Annotated in this window: 24 protein-coding genes; 14 read left to right on the top strand and 10 right to left on the bottom strand. The window is 31.1% G+C overall.

The features are described from left to right. Positions 1 to 30 precede the first annotated feature (30 nt). Genes ACTPNM_RS01570 through ACTPNM_RS01560 form a run of 3 tightly spaced genes read left to right on the top strand, consistent with a single transcriptional unit; the run spans position 31 to position 2365 of the window. Positions 31 to 435 carry a hypothetical protein gene (locus tag ACTPNM_RS01570; protein WP_440120316.1) on the top strand — a complete coding sequence of 135 codons (405 nt, stop codon included), beginning with the start codon at positions 31 to 33 and terminating at the stop codon, positions 433 to 435. Further along, complete coding sequence (locus ACTPNM_RS01565; RefSeq protein WP_313812724.1) at positions 428 to 979, top strand: RNA polymerase sigma factor; 552 nt, start codon at positions 428 to 430, stop codon at positions 977 to 979. Before ACTPNM_RS01570 ends, ACTPNM_RS01565 begins: the two co-directional genes overlap by 8 nt. A gap of 3 nt (positions 980 to 982) precedes the next feature. Then, on the top strand, positions 983 to 2365 hold the full coding sequence (locus tag ACTPNM_RS01560) for an outer membrane beta-barrel protein (RefSeq protein WP_440120315.1): 1383 nt from the start codon (positions 983 to 985) through the stop codon (positions 2363 to 2365). Here the strand turns inward: ACTPNM_RS01560 and ACTPNM_RS01555 are convergent. Then, entirely contained in the window at positions 2362 to 3411 is a 1050-nt protein-coding gene (locus tag ACTPNM_RS01555; RefSeq protein WP_440120314.1) for an isoaspartyl peptidase/L-asparaginase family protein, read from the bottom strand. The genes ACTPNM_RS01560 and ACTPNM_RS01555 overlap by 4 nt on opposite strands. Positions 3412 to 3524: 113 nt before the next feature. Between ACTPNM_RS01555 and amaB the strand changes: the two genes are divergently transcribed. Further along, positions 3525 to 5066: an L-piperidine-6-carboxylate dehydrogenase gene (amaB, locus tag ACTPNM_RS01550; protein WP_440120313.1), complete on the top strand. Its 1542-nt coding sequence runs from the start codon at positions 3525 to 3527 to the stop codon at positions 5064 to 5066. Positions 5067 to 5146: 80 nt separating this feature from the next. Here the strand turns inward: amaB and ACTPNM_RS01545 are convergent, their stop codons facing one another. Continuing rightward, the gene (locus ACTPNM_RS01545) at positions 5147 to 5530 is read right to left on the bottom strand and encodes an ankyrin repeat domain-containing protein (RefSeq protein WP_274638827.1); all 384 of its coding nucleotides are present in this window, start codon (positions 5528 to 5530) and stop codon (positions 5147 to 5149) included. Positions 5531 to 5717: 187 nt separating this feature from the next. On the opposite strand from ACTPNM_RS01545, the gene ACTPNM_RS01540 reads away from it, so the two are divergent. The 5 genes from ACTPNM_RS01540 (at position 5718) to ACTPNM_RS01520 (ending at position 10873) form a co-directional block, all read left to right on the top strand. Next, positions 5718 to 6251 (top strand): hypothetical protein, encoded by a 534-nt coding sequence (locus ACTPNM_RS01540; protein ID WP_440120312.1) that lies wholly within the window; start codon positions 5718 to 5720, stop codon positions 6249 to 6251. Positions 6252 to 6435: 184 nt separating this feature from the next. After that, positions 6436 to 8757, top strand: a complete 2322-nt coding sequence (locus ACTPNM_RS01535; protein WP_440120311.1) for a GH92 family glycosyl hydrolase — start codon at positions 6436 to 6438, stop codon at positions 8755 to 8757. A gap of 69 nt (positions 8758 to 8826) precedes the next feature. Continuing rightward, positions 8827 to 9588, top strand: coding sequence for a cyclase family protein (locus tag ACTPNM_RS01530; RefSeq protein WP_440120310.1), 762 nt, complete (start codon positions 8827 to 8829; stop codon positions 9586 to 9588). Positions 9589 to 9594: 6 nt separating this feature from the next. Beyond that, the gene (locus ACTPNM_RS01525) at positions 9595 to 10326 is read left to right on the top strand and encodes a sulfite exporter TauE/SafE family protein (RefSeq protein WP_440120309.1); all 732 of its coding nucleotides are present in this window, start codon (positions 9595 to 9597) and stop codon (positions 10324 to 10326) included. A 121-nt stretch (positions 10327 to 10447) separates the two neighbouring features. After that, entirely contained in the window at positions 10448 to 10873 is a 426-nt protein-coding gene (locus ACTPNM_RS01520; protein ID WP_440120308.1) for a hypothetical protein, read from the top strand. Between the two features lie 5 nt (positions 10874 to 10878). Here the strand turns inward: ACTPNM_RS01520 and ACTPNM_RS01515 are convergent, their stop codons facing one another. The 4 genes from ACTPNM_RS01515 to ACTPNM_RS01500 form a co-directional block, all read right to left on the bottom strand. Next, positions 10879 to 12018 (bottom strand): ATP-binding protein, encoded by a 1140-nt coding sequence (locus ACTPNM_RS01515; RefSeq protein ID WP_440120307.1) that lies wholly within the window; start codon positions 12016 to 12018, stop codon positions 10879 to 10881. Positions 12019 to 12021: 3 nt separating this feature from the next. After that, positions 12022 to 12777, bottom strand: coding sequence for an SDR family NAD(P)-dependent oxidoreductase (locus tag ACTPNM_RS01510; RefSeq protein ID WP_440120306.1), 756 nt, complete (start codon positions 12775 to 12777; stop codon positions 12022 to 12024). A 134-nt stretch (positions 12778 to 12911) separates the two neighbouring features. Further along, positions 12912 to 13829 carry a hypothetical protein gene (locus tag ACTPNM_RS01505; protein WP_440120305.1) on the bottom strand — a complete coding sequence of 306 codons (918 nt, stop codon included), beginning with the start codon at positions 13827 to 13829 and terminating at the stop codon, positions 12912 to 12914. Positions 13830 to 13931: 102 nt separating this feature from the next. After that, positions 13932 to 14402, bottom strand: coding sequence for a hypothetical protein (locus ACTPNM_RS01500; RefSeq protein WP_440120304.1), 471 nt, complete (start codon positions 14400 to 14402; stop codon positions 13932 to 13934). A gap of 77 nt (positions 14403 to 14479) precedes the next feature. Between ACTPNM_RS01500 and ACTPNM_RS01495 the strand changes: the two genes are divergently transcribed. Both ACTPNM_RS01495 and ACTPNM_RS01490 read left to right on the top strand, forming a co-directional pair. After that, a complete protein-coding gene (locus tag ACTPNM_RS01495) occupies positions 14480 to 15589 on the top strand; it encodes an NAD(P)/FAD-dependent oxidoreductase (protein ID WP_440122813.1) in 1110 nt (369 codons plus the stop codon). Positions 15590 to 15599: 10 nt separating this feature from the next. Beyond that, complete coding sequence (locus ACTPNM_RS01490) at positions 15600 to 16061, top strand: 3-oxoacyl-ACP synthase (RefSeq protein ID WP_440120303.1); 462 nt, start codon at positions 15600 to 15602, stop codon at positions 16059 to 16061. Positions 16062 to 16250: 189 nt separating this feature from the next. On the opposite strand, the gene ACTPNM_RS01485 is transcribed toward ACTPNM_RS01490, so the two are convergent. Continuing rightward, positions 16251 to 17186, bottom strand: coding sequence for an ABC transporter ATP-binding protein (locus ACTPNM_RS01485; RefSeq protein WP_440122812.1), 936 nt, complete (start codon positions 17184 to 17186; stop codon positions 16251 to 16253). Positions 17187 to 17386: 200 nt separating this feature from the next. Here ACTPNM_RS01485 and ACTPNM_RS01480 point away from each other — a divergent pair, with 200 nt between their 5' ends. Genes ACTPNM_RS01480 through ACTPNM_RS01470 form a run of 3 tightly spaced genes read left to right on the top strand, consistent with a single transcriptional unit; the run spans position 17387 to position 18574 of the window. Continuing rightward, entirely contained in the window at positions 17387 to 17917 is a 531-nt protein-coding gene (locus tag ACTPNM_RS01480) for an RNA polymerase sigma factor (RefSeq protein ID WP_440120302.1), read from the top strand. Between the two features lie 5 nt (positions 17918 to 17922). After that, complete coding sequence (locus tag ACTPNM_RS01475; protein WP_440120301.1) at positions 17923 to 18342, top strand: hypothetical protein; 420 nt, start codon at positions 17923 to 17925, stop codon at positions 18340 to 18342. A gap of 13 nt (positions 18343 to 18355) precedes the next feature. Further along, positions 18356 to 18574, top strand: coding sequence for a hypothetical protein (locus ACTPNM_RS01470; protein WP_274638814.1), 219 nt, complete (start codon positions 18356 to 18358; stop codon positions 18572 to 18574). Positions 18575 to 18616: 42 nt separating this feature from the next. Here the strand turns inward: ACTPNM_RS01470 and rimK are convergent, their stop codons facing one another. From rimK to ACTPNM_RS01455, 3 genes are all read right to left on the bottom strand, one after another. After that, complete coding sequence (gene rimK, locus ACTPNM_RS01465; protein ID WP_274638813.1) at positions 18617 to 19489, bottom strand: 30S ribosomal protein S6--L-glutamate ligase; 873 nt, start codon at positions 19487 to 19489, stop codon at positions 18617 to 18619. 3 nt (positions 19490 to 19492) lie between these two features. After that, complete coding sequence (locus ACTPNM_RS01460) at positions 19493 to 19906, bottom strand: ATP-dependent zinc protease family protein (RefSeq protein WP_274638812.1); 414 nt, start codon at positions 19904 to 19906, stop codon at positions 19493 to 19495. A gap of 130 nt (positions 19907 to 20036) precedes the next feature. Further along, the gene (locus ACTPNM_RS01455) at positions 20037 to 22139 is read right to left on the bottom strand and encodes a M13 family metallopeptidase (protein ID WP_440120300.1); all 2103 of its coding nucleotides are present in this window, start codon (positions 22137 to 22139) and stop codon (positions 20037 to 20039) included. Positions 22140 to 22213 lie beyond the last annotated feature (74 nt).

The following is a 22213-nucleotide window of genomic DNA, read 5'->3' as shown; positions in this document are numbered from 1 at the left end:
AAATAATAATAACCCCAATTTATATATGTCATGAAAAAATTTTTAATCCTTTTTTTAAGTGTATTTACGTTTTATTCTTGTTTAGATGATGACAGCCCTAATTTTAGGTATGAGTTTTTAAAGGTTGATAGTGCCACAACCCCTGAAAGTTTTACATTCGGAGAAGTTGATACAATTAAGATAAAGTATACGTTACCCAACGGTTGCTATTCTTTTGATGGGTTGTACTACCAAAAAGTAGATACAACTAGAATTGTAGCTGGTACAGCGATAGTAGCTCTTGATATTGCTTGTACTGAAGAAGAGAGACAAGAAGAATATGCTTTTCCTGTTGAGGCAACTCAAGAAGAAGATTATGTTTTTAAGTTTTGGAAAGGTAAAAATACTGAAGGAGAAGATGTATACGAAGAAGTGGTAATTCCAGTAAATTTGTAACATCAATTTAGAAAAACTCATACAAGGATGCTGTCATCAAAATATCACAGCGCAAGCTCAAGTTTACCAGTTGTTCTCTGGTAAACTTTTTGCGCTGTGTTTAAAGTACTCTCGTAATTATCAAGATGCAGAAGATACTTTACAAGATAGTTTTTTAACTATTTTTAAAAAGATGCCTCAATATCAACATAAAGGATCTTTTGAAGGATGGATGAAGAGAATAACCATAAATACAGCATTACAAAAGTATAGAGAAAAATCACCTTTGCATTTAGTTTCAGAAGCACCTGATGATGAAATAGTAGAAGAAGTGGAGCTTGAAACTGAAAAAGTGAATGTTGATATTTTATTAGAACTAATTCAAAGTTTACCGGACAGGTATCGTTTAGTTTTTAACTTGTATGTGTTAGATAATTATTCACATAAAGAAATAGCAGAGTTATTAAATATTTCTGTAGGAACATCAAAATCAAATTTATCAAGAGCAAGACAGATATTGAAAAATGAAATGGAACTATATCAAGCAAAAGAGGAAAAAGCATAACTGATGGAAGAAAAAAACATCGATAGACTGTTTCAAGAAAAATTTAAAGATTTGGAGGTAACTCCAAATGAAAGAGTATGGAATGCTATTGAAGAAAAGCTCCAAAAAAAGAAAAAAAATCGAGTTTTTCCTATTTGGTGGTTTTCAGGAGGGGTTGCTGCTGTGCTTGTTTTGGGCCTTTTATTTTATCCTTACGTTAAGGATGAAGAAAATATAGAGGATATAGATGCTATTATTGTTGAAACACCTAAGTTTGCACCCGAAAAAAAATCGAGTAAAAAAGAGGAGTTAAAAGACAATTTATTAAAAGAGCCAACAAAAGAAAATATAGAAAAAACACTTATTGTAAAAAAAGAAACGAAAAAGAAAAATGTATTGAAAGAAAAGCTTCATGAAAATGAAGTTTTAACCGCTAATCATGTTGTGAAGGTTAGCAAAAAAGAGTTGCATGGAAAGGATAGCAACAACACGTCAAGTAGAGTAGTTGAAGGGGCTTTGCTGGATAATAATGATGTTGTGAAACAAGTGCAACTTACTGGCAAGCTTGAAAATAGCTTGCCAGTTTTTAAAAAGAAAGAAAATACCTTTTTGAAAAAAGAAAATGATACGATTAATCAGGTTCTGAAACCTAAAAAAGACTTTTTAGCAGTTGTAAATGGTGAAGAAGAAGAAAATGAAGAGGAAAAAATAAATAAACTATGGACCGTTTCACCAACTGTAGCGGTATTAAACTCAAATTCGTTTTCTAAATCATCTCCAATAGACGCGAGTTTATCAAATTCAACAAAAGGAAATACAAGCTATTCGTATGGAGTTCAAGTAGCATATCAGTTGAATAAAAAATGGACACTTCAATCTGGAATACATTTACAGGAAATGGGATTTTCTAATAATAATGTAGCTGTAAACCCTGTAAAATCAAGTAGTTCTAATGTAGCTTTTAGTTCAGGAGAAAGTTATGCGCTAAATGATACTTCTCAAACAGGTTTTAGTACAAGCTCTGTATCTATAAGTTCAGGAAGCCTCGATGGTGAGTTGAATCAAAGTTATGGGTATATTGAGGTTCCAGTAGAAGTTAAGTACAGTGTATTAGAAGGAAAAAAGTTAAAAACACAAGTAGTTGTTGGTTTTAGTTCCTTGTTTTTAAATAAGAATGATGTGAATTTAAAAACAACTGCTTTTTCAACTTCAGGAGAAGCAAATAACTTAAATGACATTAACTTTAGTGGAAATTTAGGGATAGATCTTAATTATAAGTTCAGTAAAAAATGGTCTTTAAATATTAATCCAATGTTAAAAACCCAATTAAATACATTTAAAAATGATTCAAATGGGTTTCAGCCCTATTTTATAGGTGTTTATACAGGTTTAAGCTACCAGTTTTAATCGTTATAAATCTTAATAATTAAATCACCTTTATCGTTCATTGAAGCTCTGTACATTCCAGCAGTGTTAAATTCAAAAGACATATTTCCATTTTTATCTAAGGCAACTACACCACCAGTTCCACCAAGCTTGGTTAATTTGTTTTGAATAACATCTTTAGTAGCTTCTTTTAATGATTTTTGTTGATATTCCATTTGAGCAGAAATATCATAAGCTACTTGAGATCGTATAAAGTATTCACCCCAACCAGTTGAAGAAACACCACAAGTTTTATTATTTGCATAGGTACCCGAACCAATAATAGGAGAATCTCCAATACGTCCCCAACGTTTGTTAGTCATTCCTCCTGTAGAAGTTCCCGCAGTAATATTTCCATTTTTATCTAAGGCTACACAACCTACAGTACCAAACTTACTATTTTTAATATCAGTATCATAAAAAGAAGCCTCTTTATCATCATGATCTAATGCTGTTTTTTCTTTATCTTTAATTCGTTGTAAAGATTTAAAGCGATTTTCAGTATAAAAATAACTTGGGTCTACAATTTCTAACCCTTGTTCTTTAGCAAACTGAGAAGCACCAGAACCAGATAACATAACATGATCTGAGTTTGTCATTACTATTCTAGCAGCTTCAATAGGGCTTTTTATATCTTTTACTCCAGCTACTGCACCAGCGTTCAGTGTTTTTCCATCCATAAAAGAAGCATCTAATTCATTAGTTTCATCATGCGTAAATACAGCACCTTTTCCTGCATTAAACAAAGGAGATTCTTCCATTACTTGAATGGTTTTTACAACAGCATCACCACTAGAACCACCATTTTTTAAAATCTCATATCCAGTTCTAATTGCTTCTTCCAACTTAGTTTTGTAAGCAGTTTCTTTTTCTGGAGTCATGTTCTTTTTTAGTATAGTTCCAGCACCACCATGAATAATAATTGCAAATTCATTTACAGGTGTGTTTTTCTGTTTATTAGTTGTTTTAGGAGCATTACATGCTGACGAAATCAACAGTAAAGAAAGTAGTAGATAAATGTTTTTCATGACTATTTGTTAATTTTTAAACAAAAACAACACTGTTTGTTTAATTTATTAATTGTAAAATTATTCGTAGTTTTGAGCTTTAAATTTAAACAACTAAAATTACAATATAAAATATGGCAGATTTTGGTATCAAAGAAGCATTAGCTACTTTAGGATTAAAAGAGATAAATGAAGGAACTTCAACAGGTTCAGTAAACTTTTCAAACGGTGAAATTATAGAATCATATTCACCAGTAGATGGAAAGTTAATAGGAAAAGTAAAAGCTTCTACCAAAGAAGATTACGAAAAAGTGATGGATGCTGCTACTTCAGCATTTAAAAGCTGGAGAACAATGCCTGCACCTCAACGTGGAGAAATTGTACGTCAATTTGGAAACAAATTAAGAGAGTTAAAAGAGCCGTTAGGTAAATTAGTTTCTTATGAAATGGGAAAATCTTACCAAGAAGGTTTAGGTGAGGTTCAAGAAATGATTGATATCTGTGATTTTGCTGTAGGTTTATCTCGTCAATTAAACGGACAAGTAATTCCTTCAGAAAGACCAGGACACGTAATGAGAGAGCAATGGCACCCATTAGGAGTTGTTGGTATTATATCAGCATTTAACTTCCCAGTTGCTGTTTGGTCTTGGAACACAGCTTTAGCATGGATTTGTGGTAACGTATGTGTATGGAAAGGTTCAGAAAAAGCACCTTTATGTTCAGTTGCTTGCCAAAATATTATAGCTGAGGTTTTAAAAGCTAACAATTTACCAGAAGGAATTTCTTGTATTGTTAATGGAGATTACAAAGTTGGTGAATATATTACTGAAGATGCACGTATTCCTTTAGTATCTGCTACTGGTTCTACAAGAATGGGACGTATTGTTGGTACTAAAGTCGCTGAGCGTTTTGGTAAGTCTTTATTAGAGTTAGGAGGAAACAATGCAATTATCATTACTCCAACTGCTGACTTAAAAGTAGTAGTTCCTGGAGCTGTATTTGGAGCTGTAGGTACTTGTGGTCAACGTTGTACTTCAACACGTCGTTTAATCATTCACGAATCTGTATACGATAAAGTAAGAGATGCGATTGTTGGAGCTTACGGTCAAATTAAGATTGGAAATCCATTAGATGAAAATAATCACGTTGGACCATTAATTGATAAAGATTCAGTAAATACTTATTTAGCTGCTATTGAAAAAGCAAAAGCTGAAGGAGGAAACGTATTAGTTGAAGGAGGCGTTTTAGAAGGTGAAGGTTACGAAAGTGGTTGTTATGTTAAGCCAGCAATTATTGAAGCTGAAAACCATTTTGAAATTGTTCAACATGAAACATTTGCTCCAATTTTATACTTAATGAAGTATTCAGGAGATGTTGAAAACGCTATTGAATTACAAAACGGAGTTGCACAAGGATTATCTTCTTCAATCATGACAAGCGAAATGAAAGAAGCTGAAAAATTCTTATCATTTGCAGGATCAGATTGTGGTATTGCTAACGTAAACATTGGTACTTCTGGTGCTGAAATAGGTGGAGCTTTTGGTGGTGAAAAAGAAACAGGTGGTGGACGTGAGTCTGGATCTGATGCTTGGAAAGTATACATGCGTCGTCAAACAAATACTGTAAATTACTCTGATGAATTACCTTTAGCACAAGGAATAAAGTTCGATTTATAAGAAAGCACAGAGTTTTCAAAATATAAAAAGTCTCATCATAACGATGAGACTTTTTGTTTTTAACTAAGTTGGTGGCTATACTATTTTTCTAAAGCAGCAGCAATAACTGTATAAGCTTCATGCGCTTTCGACATTTTAGCATATTCTAAAGCAGTATATCCTCTTTCTGATTTTACTTTTAATTTTGCTCCACTATCAATTAATAATTGAACAATATCTGCTTTGTTATATCTAGCAGCAAACATTAAAGGAGTTAATCCAGTAGATTTTCTGTTAATATCTGTTCCGTTTTCAACCATAGCCTTCACAGCTTCAAAGTTTCCGGCTCTAATTAATTTACAAAAAGTACTTACGTTAGGGTATTCTAGGCTAGTTTTAACAGGAGCTTCATATGAAGTTGAAGCAGCAGTAATAGTTCCGAAAGATAAAGCGATTGCTAAAGCAGTTAATACAAATTTTTTCATGATGTTAAGTTTTTATTCTAAGATTAGGTTACAGCTAAAAGACGCCTATAAAAACAAAACGTTTCAAGAAATATGCACACTTAACAATTATTTAAGATAAGGTCTTAAAAATCTCTTAATAGATTAAATATTTTTTAATAAATTAACAATCAGTAATTTAACTAACTATTAACCGAATAATAAAATCATGAATTGGTGTATATTAATTTCAATAGCAGTAGCAATAATTACCGCTATTTTAGGCTATTTACTAGGAAAGCTATCAAGTAAAAACATTAAGAAAGATGAAATAGTTCTCTTAAAAAATAAAATAGCAAAGTTAGAATCAAGTTTAAGAAACTGTAAAGAGAGTAAATCGGTATTAGAAACCGATTTAAAATTAGCAAAATCTAATATGGCACCCTCTATATCTGAAGAAGAAAAAACATTTAATATAAATGAAGTTAAAAAGATTTTTGGGAAAAAAATAAAAGAGAATGATTTAAAAATAGTAGAAGGAATTGGACCAAAAATAGAAGAACTTTTTCATAATTTTAATATCAATACCTGGAAGTCGTTAGCAGAAACATCTGTAGAAAAATGTCAAGAAGTATTAAAAAGCGGAGGAGATCGTTATAGAGCTCATAAACCTAATACATGGCCTAAACAAGCAAAATTAGCTTACGAAGGTAAATGGCAAGAGCTAAAAAATTGGCAAGACGATTTAGACGGAGGAAAGTAAAAGATTATAAATAAATGATAAAAATCCCTTGTATTTTATAAGGGATTTTTTCTTGTATGTTTATTATAAAACAAAAAGAAATAATAAGTTTAGAATTTTCTTTTTTTATGAATTTAGAAATACAAATCAATATTTATGACTTTTTTTTATTTTTTTAGTGTTATCAATTGTATTTATTAACGATATGAAAAAAACAACAAGCTTATCACTTCTTCTTTTTATACTTTTATTAGGTATAGGGTGTAGCAAAAACTCTAAAAAAATAACAAAAGAGAGTACGGATTTAAAAGATTACACAAAGTATGTAAACCCTTTAATTGGAACCAGTAAAATGGGACATGTTTTTCCAGGTGCAACTGCTCCTTTTGGCATGGTACAATTAAGCCCTCAAACAAATTTTGAGGTAATGTTTGATGAAGATGGGAGGTATAACAAAGAAACATATGAATATTGTGCAGGATACCAATATAAAGACTCAACCATAATTGGTTTTGCACACACAAACTTTAGTGGAACAGGACATGCTGACCTTGGAGACTTTTTAGTAATGCCAACTACTGGTGATTTAGTTTTAGATCCACTAAAAAAGAAAGAAGGAACCAAAGGTTTTTACTCTACTTTTTCACATGATACAGAAAAAGCTTCTCCTGGGTTTTATGAAGTAAACTTAGATAGTTATAATATTAAAGCAGAGCTTACTGCAAGTGAACGTGTAGGTTTTCATCAATATACGTTTCCAAAATCAGACAACGCACACATTATTCTAGATTTAGTATACAATGTATATCATCATGATAACAAAAATGTATGGACATTTATTCGTGTTGAAAACGATTCATTGGTAACTGGGTATAGACAAACTAAAGGTTGGGCTAGAACAAAAAAAGTGTTCTTTGCTATGGAATTCTCTAAACCATTTAAAAGTTACGGACATAAAAAATACAATAAGGAAACCTATGATGGTTTTTATAGAAAGTTTAAACAAAATGAAAATTTTCCTGAAATGGCAGGAAAAGATATTAGAGCCTATTTTAATTTTGATACTGAAGAAGGAGAGAAAATTAAGGTAAAATTTGCTTTATCTCCTGTAAGTACTAATGGAGCACTTAATAATTTAAATACTGAAATTCCTAATTGGGATTTCAATAAAACAAAAGAAGAAACTAAAAATAAGTGGAATAAAGAGCTTAGTAAAATCGATGTAGAAACCATTTCAGAAAAAGATAAAACAACATTCTACACCGCATTATATCACACAAATTTATCTCCTATTTTATATGAAGATGTCGATGGAAAATACCGTGGATTAGATCAAAATATTTATACTTCAGAAGGATTTACAAACTATACTATTTTTTCACTTTGGGACACCTATAGAGCGTTACACCCGCTATATAATATTACGCAACCACAGCGAAATAACGATATGATCAAGTCGATGTTAGCACATCATGATCAAAGTGTTCATAAAATGCTACCTATTTGGAGTCATTATGCGAATGAAAACTGGTGTATGATAGGTTATCATGCAACCTCTGTAATTGCAGATGCATTGGCAAAAAATGTAGGAAATTTTGATGTAAATCATGCACTTAAAGCTTCAACTAATACAGCTACTGTTAGGTATTTTGATGGAATAGGAGACTATATGGATTACAAATATGTTCCAGAAGATAAAAGTGGTTCATCTGTTTCAAAAACACTAGAATATGCCTATAATGATTGGTGTATTGCTCAAATAGCTACTAAAGTAGGAGATAAGGATGTAGAAAATGAGTATTTAGCGAGAGCTGAATATTATAAAAACGTGTATGATCCAACGATAGGTTTTATGCGACCAAAACTTTCTAATGGAAAGTTTAGAGAGAATTTTGATCCGATGGATACACATGGGCAAGGTTTTATAGAAGGAAATGCTTGGAATTATGGTTTATACGTACCTCAAAACATTGATAATATGATTGAAATGATGGGAGGTAAAGAAAAGTTCAGTAAGCAATTAGATGAGCTATTTACAACCGAAATAGATGATAAATATATCGCACATCATGAAGATATTACGAGAGATGGAATTATAGGTAATTATGTACATGGTAATGAACCAGGGCACCATATTCCGTATTTATATAATTGGACAGGGCATCTAGAAAAAACACAACAACGTGTTCGCATGATTATGGATACCATGTATGCAGACACTGTAGAAGGTTTATGTGGAAACGACGATGCGGGGCAAATGAGTGCATGGTATATTTTTAGTAGTCTAGGTTTTTACCCAGTAACTCCAGGATCGCCTTACTATGCTTTGGGAAGCCCAAACATAAAAGAAGCGACGATTCATTTAGAAAATGGAAAAACACTTAAAATCATAGCAAAAAACCAAAGTAAAGAAAATGTGTATGTAAAAAGCGTGATCGTTAATGGTAAAAAGTTAGACAACTTTTTGTTAAGCCATCAAGATATTCTGAATGGAGGTGAAATAGTCTTCGAAATGAGTAACAAATAAACAATATAAGTCCCTCGCAAAAAAGCGAGGGATTTTCTTTTATCTTTGTTTGTAACAACTAACGTTACTATGAAAATTATCGATCTATCCAAATCTATCCAGTATAACAAACAAGATCCTTGGTTTATGAAAGTTAAAATAAAACATAAACCACACCATAAAGCAAAATGGCTAATTAGAATACTAGGATTACCATTCAAGCTTTTTCCTAAAAACTTTACAGGATGGGCAGATGATACAATTCAAAAAATGGGAGTACACTCCACAACTCATATTGATGCACCTTGGCATTATTCTCCAACAGTTAATGGAGAAAAAGCAAAAACGATAGATGAAGTTCCGTTAGATTGGTGTTTTGGAGAAGGTATTGTGATTGACATGAAACATAAGGTAGATTTTGATCCAATCACAGTTGAAGATATTCAACAATTTTTAGAAGAAAATCAGCTAGAAATACAACCAAATATGATTGTATTGATTAAAACTGGACGCGATAAATTTAACGGAACAAAAGACTTTCATAAAAAAGGTACTGGAGTAAGTGCAAAAGCAACTGAATGGTTGATTGATCAAGGAATTAAAGTGATGGGAATTGATGCTTGGGGATGGGATTTACCACTTCCGTACATGATTCAAAAAGCAAAAGAAACTAATAATTCTGAATTGTTCTGGGAAGGGCATTTAGTAGGACAAAACAAGGAGTATTGTCATATGGAACAATTGGTAAACTTAGATGTATTACCGTTAACTGGATTTAAAGTAGCGGTATTTCCGTTAAAAATTGTAGGAGCTTCAGCTGCTCCAGCAAGAGTGGTTGCTATGTTAGAATAAAAAACGATGAAAGATATTAACTTCATATTTTTACTATTAGCTCTAGTAGCTGAAGTTATTGGAACAATAGGTGGCTTCGGATCATCAGTTTTCTTTGTTCCGTTAGGAAATTTTTATTTCGATTTTTATTCCGTTTTAGGGCTTACAGCTATTTTTCACTTGTCGAGTAATGTGAGTAAAATTTTTTTGTTTAAAAAAGGATTAGATAAGAAGTTGTTGATAAATATCGGAATTCCTTCTGTCGTTTTTGTGATTTTAGGAGGAATATTATCAAAACATTTAAACAGTACATATTTAGAAATATTTTTAGGACTGTTTTTAGTTGCATTTAGTGCTTTCTTCCTGATTAAAAGTAAGTTTACTATTTCTCCAAACAGAAGAAATGCTATTGTAGGAGGTTCTTTTTCAGGGTTTTCTGCTGGATTGTTAGGTACCGGTGGAGCTATTAGAGGTTTAACTATGGCAGCGTTTAATTTAGAAAAAAGTGTGTTTATAGCAACTTCGGCTTTTATAGATTTTATGATCGATTTTTCAAGAACATTTGTCTACTACAACAACGGTTATATTCATGACCATGATTTAAAATATGTACCTTTTTTATTCGTAATAGGGCTAGTAGGGTCATTTTTAGGAAAGAAAATATTAGCATATATACCACAGTCAAAATTTAGAAAACTATCGTTGTCTTTTATTCTATTAATTGGAATAGTTACAATTGTACAATTAGTGTTGAGGTAATAGATTCTATTTATATTAGTAACGAATATTCTTAATACAACGTTAGTTGTTTTTTTTATATTAATTAAATGGTATTATTTTTGATGAAATACAAGTTTAGAAATTTAAATAATGTTCAGTTATGAAAAAAATTATCATTTTATCTATTTTCTTATTCAGTTTTAGCCTTTTTTCTCAAAAAGAAAATTATACTTTATCAAACTCAAAGAGCAGTCATGAAAAAAAAGCAAAACCATATCAAGTTTTATACAGTTCACCTTCATTGAAATATAGAATTGTGAAAAAAAATGGTACAACAAATAAAATAACTTTTTTGGCAAAAGGTAATGGAAGACTACCACAATTAGAATTATTGAATACAAGTGGTTTTCTTTTTAATGAAAAAAGAAAAACGGGGTTTGTAGATATTCAATATCCATTTGAATGTAAATTATCATGTAGTGTTAATTTTACTGAAAACGGTTTTAATTCTTTACCTTCAGCAATAAATGGTTTTAAAATTAAAATTAATGAACCAGGTGAATGGGAGGTTATTTTTATAAATTAAACAATCTAATTATATTTCACTTTACGTATTACTCGCATAGCTTCTTTGTATTTAATGTAGGTGGTTTTATCTTCTAAGTTTTTGATATAATTTTTTGCTTTTTTAAGTTGCAGAGGAGCACTTTCAAAACCGTTTAAATAACAAATTAAATAGGAGGTGGGTAATCGATATACATCTTCATGTTCAATAACCGAAAGTGGTTTCTTTTTTACAATTTTAGCAACAATACTATTATTGTTTTTATAAATAAGCTGTAAAATATCGTTATGATACTGAGGAGCTTCAAAGAGAAATTCGGTAACAATGTCATGCTTTCCGTTATCTTTAAAATTGATAATCGTTTTTTCTAACGGATAACGTTTTTCACTCTTATCAATCCCTAAAACGATGTACTCAGTAATAATAAATGATTGTTCGTTATAATTAATTTGTACATCATCTAACGAAGAAAAAAACAAACGTACTTGTTCGTTTACTAATTCAATATCAACTCGTGTAAAAAACTCCTCATTATTTATAATCTTCTTCTTTCCAGCCCAACAAAGTACAAACTGTTCGTTAAACACCTTGTATTGCGGATTATATTCTGGTTTATGCCTTTCAATAAAATCAAAAACACCATCGAGTGTGAGCTGTATATTATTACTTGCATTCTTTTCAATAGCTTCAACAATAGCCTTGTTGTTGTTTTTAATAATAAAGTTTTTCTCAGCAGGCATAGAGTTACTACCTCTACGATAAAAAATTGTTCCTCTACGATACTTCCAGGCATTTTTAGATAAAGAGGTAATTAATTTGGTAGGATAAATAGTTACCAAACCAATTACCTTATGACGTTGTAAACGAGGAAAAGGAACGTTTTCATACTCTATTTTAGGTGGGTTATTCAGATAAGCATTTACTAAATTTTGGATTTTACTATCATCATAAAAATCTACACCAATAATTTTATTTTCTTCATCTTCAATACCAATAACAATGTAAGAATTATTGTTAGGGTTTGAATTAGAAAGGGCGCAAACGTGTTTTATAAACTTAGCTTTTCCTTCTTTAGAACCTAAGGATAACTTTTGCTTTTTATCATAAAAACTATTCTCATCGTTATGAGACAGTAAGTTTTTAATTAAAAGACGTTTGTTAATCACAACTTAAGCATTTTTGTTCACAATAGTTGCACTAGCTTGGGCTGTTGGATATACAATTAAATCTTCAATATTAACATGGTATGGACGTGTAACTACAAAGAGAATAATATCTGCAATATCTTCAGGTTGTAGTGCTTTGTAGCCTTGATATACGGTTTTAGCTCTTTCAGAATCTCCTTTAAAACGAACGTCAGAAAATTCTGTTTCTACCAACCCAGGATGAATAGCGCTTACGCGAATATTATGTTGATTCAAATCTATACGCATTCCTTTATTTAAAGCGTTTACAGCAAACTTTGATGCACAATACACATTTCCATTAGGGTACACATCTTTTCCTGCAATAGAACCAATATTTACAATAAAACCGTTGTTACGCTCTACCATTTGAGGAATAATTGCTTTTGAAACATATAAAAGACCTTTTACGTTTCCGTCAATCATAGCGTCCCAATCGTCAATATTTCCATTTTGAATGCTATCTAATCCATGAGCATTACCAGCATTGTTAATAAGAATATCAATATGTTTAAATTCACCAGGTAAACTATTAATAGCATTTTGTACTTCTTCATTATAACGAACATCAAACGGAAGTATATGTACTTTGGTAAATTGAGATAGTTCTTGTTGAAGCTTTTGAAGCTTTTCTATACGTCTACCACAAATAATTAAGTTAATGTTATTCTTAGCAAAAATTTGAGCGGTTGCCTTACCAATACCTGAGGTTGCTCCTGTAATTAAAGCAGTTTGTTGCATGGTGTTTTGTTTTGTATAAAGGTAAAGTTTTTTATGTTAAGCCACTATTATAAAATGAAAAACCGCCCCTTACGGAGCGGTTCCTTTTAGTTGGCTACTACACCAACCAAAAATCAACTAACCAAACTTTATTTTTATTTCCTTTTCGGAACTGTTTCTCTTTCTATTTTAGTACGCTTTCTACCACTATTTCTTACAGCTGGTTTAGCAGTACTTGTTTTTTCTCCTTTAAGATATTGTATAAAACCTCTTCCAGAAAAAACATATGTTGTTTGTGAACTAACATGGTATAACCTTATTGTTTCATCATTTATAACGGTTAAATCAAACTCTTCAGTATCTCCGTTATCATAATTAAGTGTTAAATATTTTAAATTTTCTTCACCTTGAACATCACGGACTATATAGCTCCCTTTAAAGTCCCAACTTATGTAATCAATATTTGTGCCAAAAGGGTCATGAGACGAGTAGAATGTTACATCATTTTCAGGAGTAAACTGTAAATAATTTTCATAATCAAATGGGTTTTCAACACCATTAAATCTTTCAGTTCTTTCCCAAGCTTCAAACTCTTGTAAAAAATACTCAATATTGTCGTAGAACAACATGTCATAATCAAAAGTGTTTACTTGGTAACCTACTAAATAATAACTGACATTCTGCGATAAATCATCAATTCTAATTTCATTACTAGAAAGTTGTACCACGTCAAATTCAAAGTATCCATCTATATCATGACGCGTTTCTAAAACGGTTCCATAGGTTCCATAGTTACCAACAGCTATTCCAAAACCATTCCCTGTTTTACCAATATCTACAATATTGTTATTTGCATACATGGTTCCGTTTAAAAAAGAAATGGTAAAAGCTCTAGATAAAAAAGGAACTTCTCCACTACCTGTTGTTCTGTGATAATCTACATACCATAAATCATAACTTGAAATATATTCGTTTAAAGAAAAACCATCATCTACAATTTCATTTCTTACAACACACGACGTAAGTGTTACACTACTAATAAGTAGTACTAAAAGTAATTTTATACGTTTCATAAGCATTCGTTTTATGGTTATGCTTATAAGTTTTCAAATTACGTGCCAAAAATAAAAACACCTCAAAAAAGAGGTGTTTCAAACTATTTTATGTTAAGATCTTTATTGCATAAAAACCTTATCTTTTTTTACAATGTTTTCTACTTTAACGTAGTATGTTTCCTCTCCTTTTATATAAGAAATCATTGCTTCGTTTTCTTTTAATTCAAACGGAAATTTTTCTTCTGAAACATTAGGAGTATTTCCAAACTCTTTTTTAGGATCCGCATGTAAAATGATATCTTTTCTATCATTAGATGAGGTTTTATAACGAGCAGCTATATATTGTTTGTCGTTATGTTGCTCAACAACAGCTTCAGTTATCTTGTTTTGAAAGTATACTTTTTGAAAATTAACAGGTTTTTCAGCAGTAAAATTGATAATTAAGTTAGTAGAATTATAACTACCTTTTACTCCTCCTGTTACATGAGAATAACTTGCTGATTCTATTTTGAAAGGGTGATTATTTTCCATTTTTACACTTGCGCATTTCGTAAAGCTTAAAGCTAAAATTAAGATTCCAATTAATTTCATAGAGTTGTTTTTTAATGTTTAAATTTAGACATTCAAGGAGTGTGCCAAGTCACAAATATAATCAGATTTATATGATATTGAATTTCAGTTACTGGGAACTAAAAGAATGGTTTACAAATATTGATTTTACTGTAGTAGGAAGTGGAATTGTGGGGTTAAATTGTGCGCTACAGTTACGAGAAAAATACCCCAAGGCAAAAATTATAATTTTAGAAAAAGGAATGTTACCACAAGGAGCTAGTACTAAAAATGCAGGTTTTGCTTGTTTTGGAAGCTTATCAGAATTAATTGATGATTTACAAACGCATACAGAAGAAGAGGTTTTTAACTTGGTAAAAAAACGATGGGAAGGGTTACAGCTTTTAAGAACTACGTTAGGTGATAAAAATATTGATTTTCAACAAAATAAAGGTTATGAATTGTTTTTAACAAACGAGTTATATGAATCTTGTTTGGATAAAAAAGAAGCTATTAACAGTCTTTTACAACCATTATTTAATTCAGATGTTTTTACGGTTGATTATAATAAGTTTAGCTTTCAAAATATCCATAAAAACTATATAACCAATCAATTTGAAGGCCAGATTGATACCGGTAAAATGGCTGCAAAGTTGTTAGAAAAGGTATTGTCTTCAGGAATAAAAATTGTCAATAATATTCAAGTTAAAGAATTTTCTGAGAGCAACGAGCAAGTAGTGGTTGAAACAAGCCAAGTTACATTTAACACAAAAAGGCTATTTATTGCTACCAATGGCTTCGCAAATGAATTGTTAAATGAAAATGTAAAACCAGCAAGAGCACAAGTATTAATTACGAAGCCAATTAAAGATCTACATATCAAAGGAACTTTTCACTTAGATAAAGGATATTATTATTTTAGAAATATTGATAATAGAATTTTGTTTGGAGGAGGAAGAAACCTTGATTTTAAAGGAGAAGAAACGACTGAATTTGGACAAACTACGCTTATTCAAAACAAACTAGAAGAAGTCTTAAAGACAACAATTTTACCAAATACTAAATTTGAAATAGAGCATCGTTGGAGTGGAATTATGGGAGTTGGAAATCAGAAAAAAACTATTGTAAAACAGCTTTCAAGTAATGTGTTTTGTGGAGTTCGTTTAGGTGGAATGGGTGTTGCTATAGGTAGTTTAGTAGGCAAGGAATTAGCTGAGCTTATGAATTAATGATGTTTACATGGGTAAAATTAATATAAAAGAGGAACTATATAAACAATGTGAGTTGTATGTAAACAAACGTTTACAAACTGTGGAAGAAACAATTACCTCTCATCAAAAAGCTTTGCAGTCTGAAACAAAAAGTTCAGCAGGAGATAAGCATGAAACCGGTAGAGCAATGCTACAGTTAGAAATGGAAAAAGCGAGTCAACAACTTAGTGGAATTGCTCAAATGAAAGAAACACTAGCTAAAATTAATACAGATACAACTTCAAAAGTAGCTCATTTAGGCAGTGTTGTTACAACTACCTCAACTATTAATTATTTTATTAGTGTAAGTGTAGGGTTGTTAATTGTAAAAGAAAAAAAATATTTTGCTATTTCTCCATCTTCACCAATAGGTAGGTTAATTTTAGGGAAAAAGGAAGGAGAATCTTTTGAGTTTAATGGGGCAAAAAACATCATAAAAGAAATTTTTTAGAAAAAAAGTAGGGTAAAATAAAAGTTACTTGTTTTAGTTCTGGAAAGGTTGTTATAACCAGAACAGAAAAAGAAGCTATAATACACTTTTATCTTTTGGTGTTTAAGACGGTAAGGGTGTATTTTTTTTAGAAAAAATAATTTATTTTAAGATAGTTGAGTAATAATTATTGAGATAGTTATTATTGGTTTAAACAGTCTCTTTTAACTTAAATGAGACTGTTTTTTTATGTTCAATATTTTCAAAGTGATTTATAAAAACTGATTGGTTATTATATGCAACCTCTATTAACCAGTAACCACCTTTAAAATAAGAGTTCAACACAGTTCCCTCTAGTTTTGATTTTTCTTTAGTAATTTCAAGTAAACTAGGGTAAAGTAGAAATGTTTGTTTGTTAATAGTAAGCTCATTTACATCATCAAACAAAGAAGCAATATATTTTTCCTTCGGATTTTTATATAGGTTAGAAGGACTGTCATGCGCAATAATTTGATGATTACGAATTACCATCATAGTATCAGCAAAAGAAAGGGCATCGTTCCCGTCATGTGTTGCTACAATACAAGCAATATTTTTCTTTTTTAAATATGCAAATAGTCGTCTTCTTAATGAGTTCTTTTTAAAGTTATCTATTTGGCTAAAAGGTTCATCTAACAATAATAATTCAGGTTCTTTAGCCAACGCTCTAGCAATGGCTACTCTTTGTTGCTGACCACCACTTAAGTTTTTAACTTTTTCGTTTGCCAATTCGGTCATTTCAATAACCTCTAAAAGCTCTTGAGTTCTTTCTTCAGCTTCTTTTGGATAAAACCTAGATAAAAACTTCTTAATATTTTCACTTACCGAAGTAAAAGGCATCAAATCAAAATCTTGTGCGACATATTTAAAAAACTCCATTCCTGGAACTAAATGGTGCTCAGGACCTAAAATTTGAATATCATTCCAAAATAAATCCCCTTTATCAATATCAATTAGGCCATATACAATTTTTAAAAGAGTAGATTTTCCACAACCACTTTCACCCATAACACATAAATGCTCACCTTTTTGAAGTTTAAAATGGATGTTTTCTAGAGTTTTTTCTTTTGATGGATAAGTGAATGAAATATTATTTACTTGTAGCATAGTTGCAAAAATACATAAAGGATTAAGATAATTTATAAACATGATTTTTCATTTCAAGTTTCTCTTTAAAGAGTCTTATTTTTTTAAGAATTAGACCTAAGTATATTTGTTATAAATGATATGAAGAGTTTTTTTAAAAAAATGCAATAGAAAATAAAAAGTACGTCTTTATAATTGAGGAGCTCAAAGAAAGCCTGTAAATGAACCAAGAAACGGAAAATAAAAAGAAATTAAAAGCCTTTTTTGATAAAGAATATAGTGCTCTTAAGTCTTATGTTGGAACTAAAATTAAACAAAGTATTCATCAAGATGCAGAAGATATTATTCAAGAAGTTGCTTTAAAGTTGTTTTCTGGAGTAAGTGGAAATTCACCTATAAACAATGTAGCTGGCTTTGTTTATAGATCCTTAAAAAATAAAATCATTGATAATTTAAGAAAAAAGAAATACGAATCTTCAGCTTCAGATATTGATGAAATGAAATTGATTGAATTCACAGAGATTTTATATGGAACTCCTGATAATACGTATTCTGAAGTAATAAAAAAGGAGCTAGAATTAAAAATAATGAATCTTAAACCAGTATATAAAGAAATAATTATAGCTATTGACTTTGAAGGATACACATATAAAGATCTATCAGAGGAACTTGAAATACCTGTTGGAACTTTAATGTCTAGAAGACATAGAGCGTTAGGAATACTACTGAGGAAAATTGAAAACAAAAAATAAAAAAAATGGAAAATTTGTTTAAAGAACGAAAAGATGGAGAATCTCCAGGAATATTTGTAGGAAGAATAATATTCGGAATAATTGCTGTTTTAGCGCTTGCAATACTTTTTGGATATGCAATTATGTGGCTTTGGAATAATCTTATGCCAGAGATTTTCGGATTACCAGTTATTAACTATTGGCAGGCAGTAGGGTTATTTATTTTAGCTAAAATTTTATTTTCATCTAGTGAGTGCGGTGGAAAACAAAAATCAAAGAAATATTCAAGTAAAAGAAGAAAACACAAATTCAAATCACATTTTGAAAAAAACTGTAAAGGAAATTTTTCAGATTGGGAACATTATGATAGGTTTTGGGAAGAAGAGGGGAGTGAAGCTTATCAAAAATATGTAGACAAATTAAATAAAGAAACGGAACAAGAATAAAAACCAGTGAATTATGAAACTATTCATCTATGGAACCGATATTGACACAAAGAAAAAAGAAGATTCTATACGTCAATTATTCAATCAAGATAATAATATAATTAACGTATCAATTGATCTTGAGGATGTTGATAATGTTTTAAGAATAGAGGCAACAGATATTACAACGGAAGCTGACATTATAAATAAGGTAAAAGAGAAAGGGTTTAACTGTATGGAGTTAGCAGATTAAACATAAAAAAAACCGACATTATTTAATGTCGGTTTTGTTTTTTTAAGCGCTTCTTTCTACGTAGCGTATAATACTTTTTGCTACATCTTTCCCAGTTGCTTTTTCTATACCTTCTAAACCAGGAGAAGAATTAACTTCTAAAATTAATGGACCTCTATCTGATTGTAACATATCTACACCAGCGATACCTAATTTCATTGCTTTTACAGCTTTTAAAGCAGCGTTTTCTTCTTCATCGGTTAATTCTATAATTTCTGAAGTTCCTCCTCTATGTAAGTTTGATCTAAACTCTCCTTCCTTTCCTTGACGCTTCATAGCTCCAACAACAACTCCATCTACTACAAAAACACGGATATCTGCTCCTTTAGCTTCTTTGATATATTCCTGAACAATTACACGTGCCTGTAAGCCATTAAAAGCCTCTATAACAGATTCAGCTGCTTTTTTAGTTTCAGCTAATACAACACCTAAACCTTGTGTTCCTTCTAAAAGCTTAACAATTAAAGGAGCTCCACCAACTTTTTTAATAATTTCAGAGGTGTCTTTTGAATAATTGGTAAAAACGGTTTTTGGAAGCCCTAAATTCGCTCTAGAGAGTACTTGTAAACTACTTAGTTTATCTCTAGACCTAACTAGTGCTTGAGATTCTACAGCAGAAAACACCTTCATCATTTCGAATTGACGTACAACAGCAGTACCATAAAAAGTAACTGAAGCACCAATACGTGGGATAATAGCATCAACATCAGTTACAAGCTCATGATTGTATACTATAGCAGGCTTCTTTTTTTCTATTATAAGATCACATTTGGTATGATCTAATACGACCATTTCATGACCTCTTTTTTCGCCTGCTTCTACTAAGCGTTTGGTTGAATATAATTTTGAGTTTCTAGAAAGAACAACAATTTTCATTTTTTATATTTCTTTTGAAGTGATGTTTTTTTGTGAAACATCCACAATAAATTTTTTGTTTAAAAATTTTCTACCAATTAATACCGGGTAATTCATTTTACCTCTATCTGATAACGATAGTTTTATTTTATATTTTTTACCATAAAAAATAGCGGACGTAGAAACGACATATCTTTTTTGTTTCTTTCCGTTCGAACTTCTTATACTTTTAACTTTATACTTTGTTGTATGGAGCAATTTATTGTTATATTTTTCTGTCTTTGGACATAATAATATAAACTCTAATACACCGTCTTTTTCTTCAATATGCTTGCAATGTATTGCAGAAGTATAGGCTCCTGTATCAATTTTTACTGGTAAATCTTCTATTTCCCAGTTTAAAAAGGATATCTTTTCAATCCTTCCAATTAGTCTCATTCTTTTAAAAATTAAGGAGGGCGAATTACTTACTATTTTTTCAAATACACAATATTTGCTATTAATTTTTGAAAATAAAAAAAACCAGCGTGAAAACGCTGGTTTAAAGGTACTTATTTTTTAATTGAATTTACCAAATTCTTACACGATCTTCTGGTTTTAAGTACATTTTATCACCTTCTTTAACATCAAAAGCTTCATAAAAAGCATCTACGTTTTTAAGAGGCATATAAGCCCTGTACATTCCAGGAGCATGCGTATCTGTCATGATACGGTTTTTTAATGCTTCATCACGCATCTTAGTTCTCCAAATTGTTCCCCAAGAAAGGAAGAAACGTTGTTCAGGAGTATATCCGTCAATATTTTCAGGACGACCATTCTTTTCTAAGAAAATTTGTAATCCCTCATAAGCAGCTTGTACACCACCTAAATCACCGATATTTTCACCTAACGTAAATTCACCGTTTAAATTCATACTATCAATAGCAACGATATCGCTAAACTGCTTTATTAATTTGCTTCCTGCTTCTTTGAACTTTTCAGAATCTTGTTCTGTCCACCAGTTTTTTAAGTTTCCATCACCATCAAAACGAGCTCCAGAGTCATCGAAACTATGTGAAATTTCGTGACCAATAACAGCTCCAATTCCTCCATAATTTACAGCTTCATCAGCTTTGTAGTTATAGAAAGGAGGTTGTAAAATTGCTGCTGGGAATACGATTTCATTATTTACAGGGTTAAAGTAAGCGTTTACTGTTTGAGGAGACATTCCCCACTCAGTTCTATCCACTTCTTTACCTAACTTAGCCATATCTTTTTCAAAGTTCCATTTACGAACGTTTACGGCATTGTCAAAATATGTACCACCTTCATCTAATCCTTTAACAAGTAAAGCCGAGTAGTCTTTCCATTTATCAGGGTATGCAATTTTAACAGTTAATTTGTGTAATTTTTCTAAAGCTTTCTCTTTTGTTTCAGCACTCATCCAAGGTAATTGCGCAATACGTTTTTCAAAACCTAACATTACGTTATCAATCATTTCCTTAGCTTTTTGCTTCGCTTCTGGTGGAAACTTTTCATCTACATATAATTTACCTAAAGCCTCACCAATAGCTCCATTTAAGTTTGCTAAAGCACGCTCGTTTCTTGGGCGTTGTTGTTTAGCACCACGCATTTCTTTGCTATAAAATTCCCAATTAGCTTTTTCTAAATCGGTAGATAATAAACCTAATGAGTTGTTAATAGCATTCCAACGTAATGATAATTTAACCGTTTCAATAGGACTATTCTTAAGCACATCATTCATTGCTTTGAAGTAACCTGGATCTGTAACAATAATCTTTTCAAGACCTTTAGAACCATCTAAACCTTCAAGATCAACACCAATTCCTTTTAAATGAGCTTCCCAATCAATTACAGGAGCTAATTCAGTTAACTCAGCAAGAGTCATTGGGTTGTAAATTTTACGAGTATCTCTACGTTCTTCTTTTGTCATTCTAGGTTCAGCTAAACTCTTTTCAAAAGCAACAATAGTTGCTGCATTCTTTTTAGCTGTAGCCTCGTCATCACCAAACTCTTGTAACATTTTAGCTACAAAAACTTCATATTTTTCAAGCTTGTCTTTTACCTTTTCATCCACATAGTAATCTCTTGATAAACCAAGTCCACCAGCTCCCATGTAACCAGCATTCATACTACTGTTCTTAAGGTCGTTAAATACGCCAAAACCATAAAAACCAGCACCTCCATAAGGAGCCATGTTAGTAATGAATGTTTGTACGTCGTTTAAATCTTTAATTTCTTCAATTTTTTCAAGAAAAGGTTGTACTGGGGCTTTACCAGCTTTGTTTCTAGCTACGGTATCCATAATGGTTTCGTAGTAGTTTACTGCTTTTTCTTGGTCAGAATCTATTTCTTTTCCTTCAGCATCTTTTACTTTTGGGAAGTTACCTTCTTCAATAGCTTTGTTTAAAATAGCTAATACATCTTTGGTAGTAGTTTTTCTTAACTGATTAAAACCTCCCCAAGAAGTTTCGTCAGCTGGAATTTCAGTATTGTCAATCCAAGAACCGTTAACATATCTAAAGAAATCATCGGTTGGTTTAACCGAAGTATCCATGTTTTCTAAAACAATTGCCTGTACTTTTTCTTCAGGCTTTTTGTCTGTTTTACACGCAACAACCCCTAAAGAAGCAACAGCAGTAGTAAACAGTACTTTGTGAATGGTTTTCATTTTTAATGTTTTTTGAATGAGTTTTAATTTTAACAAACTACCTCGAGATTTTGTCCCGAGGTAGTAAATTTACT

The sequence above is a fragment of the Tenacibaculum sp. Ill genome, from assembly GCF_051938915.1.
Taxonomy (GTDB): domain Bacteria; phylum Bacteroidota; class Bacteroidia; order Flavobacteriales; family Flavobacteriaceae; genus Polaribacter; species Polaribacter larymnensis.
The sequence above is the reverse complement of the archived record's forward strand: the minus strand, read 5'-3'. Positions and strand labels throughout refer to the sequence as shown.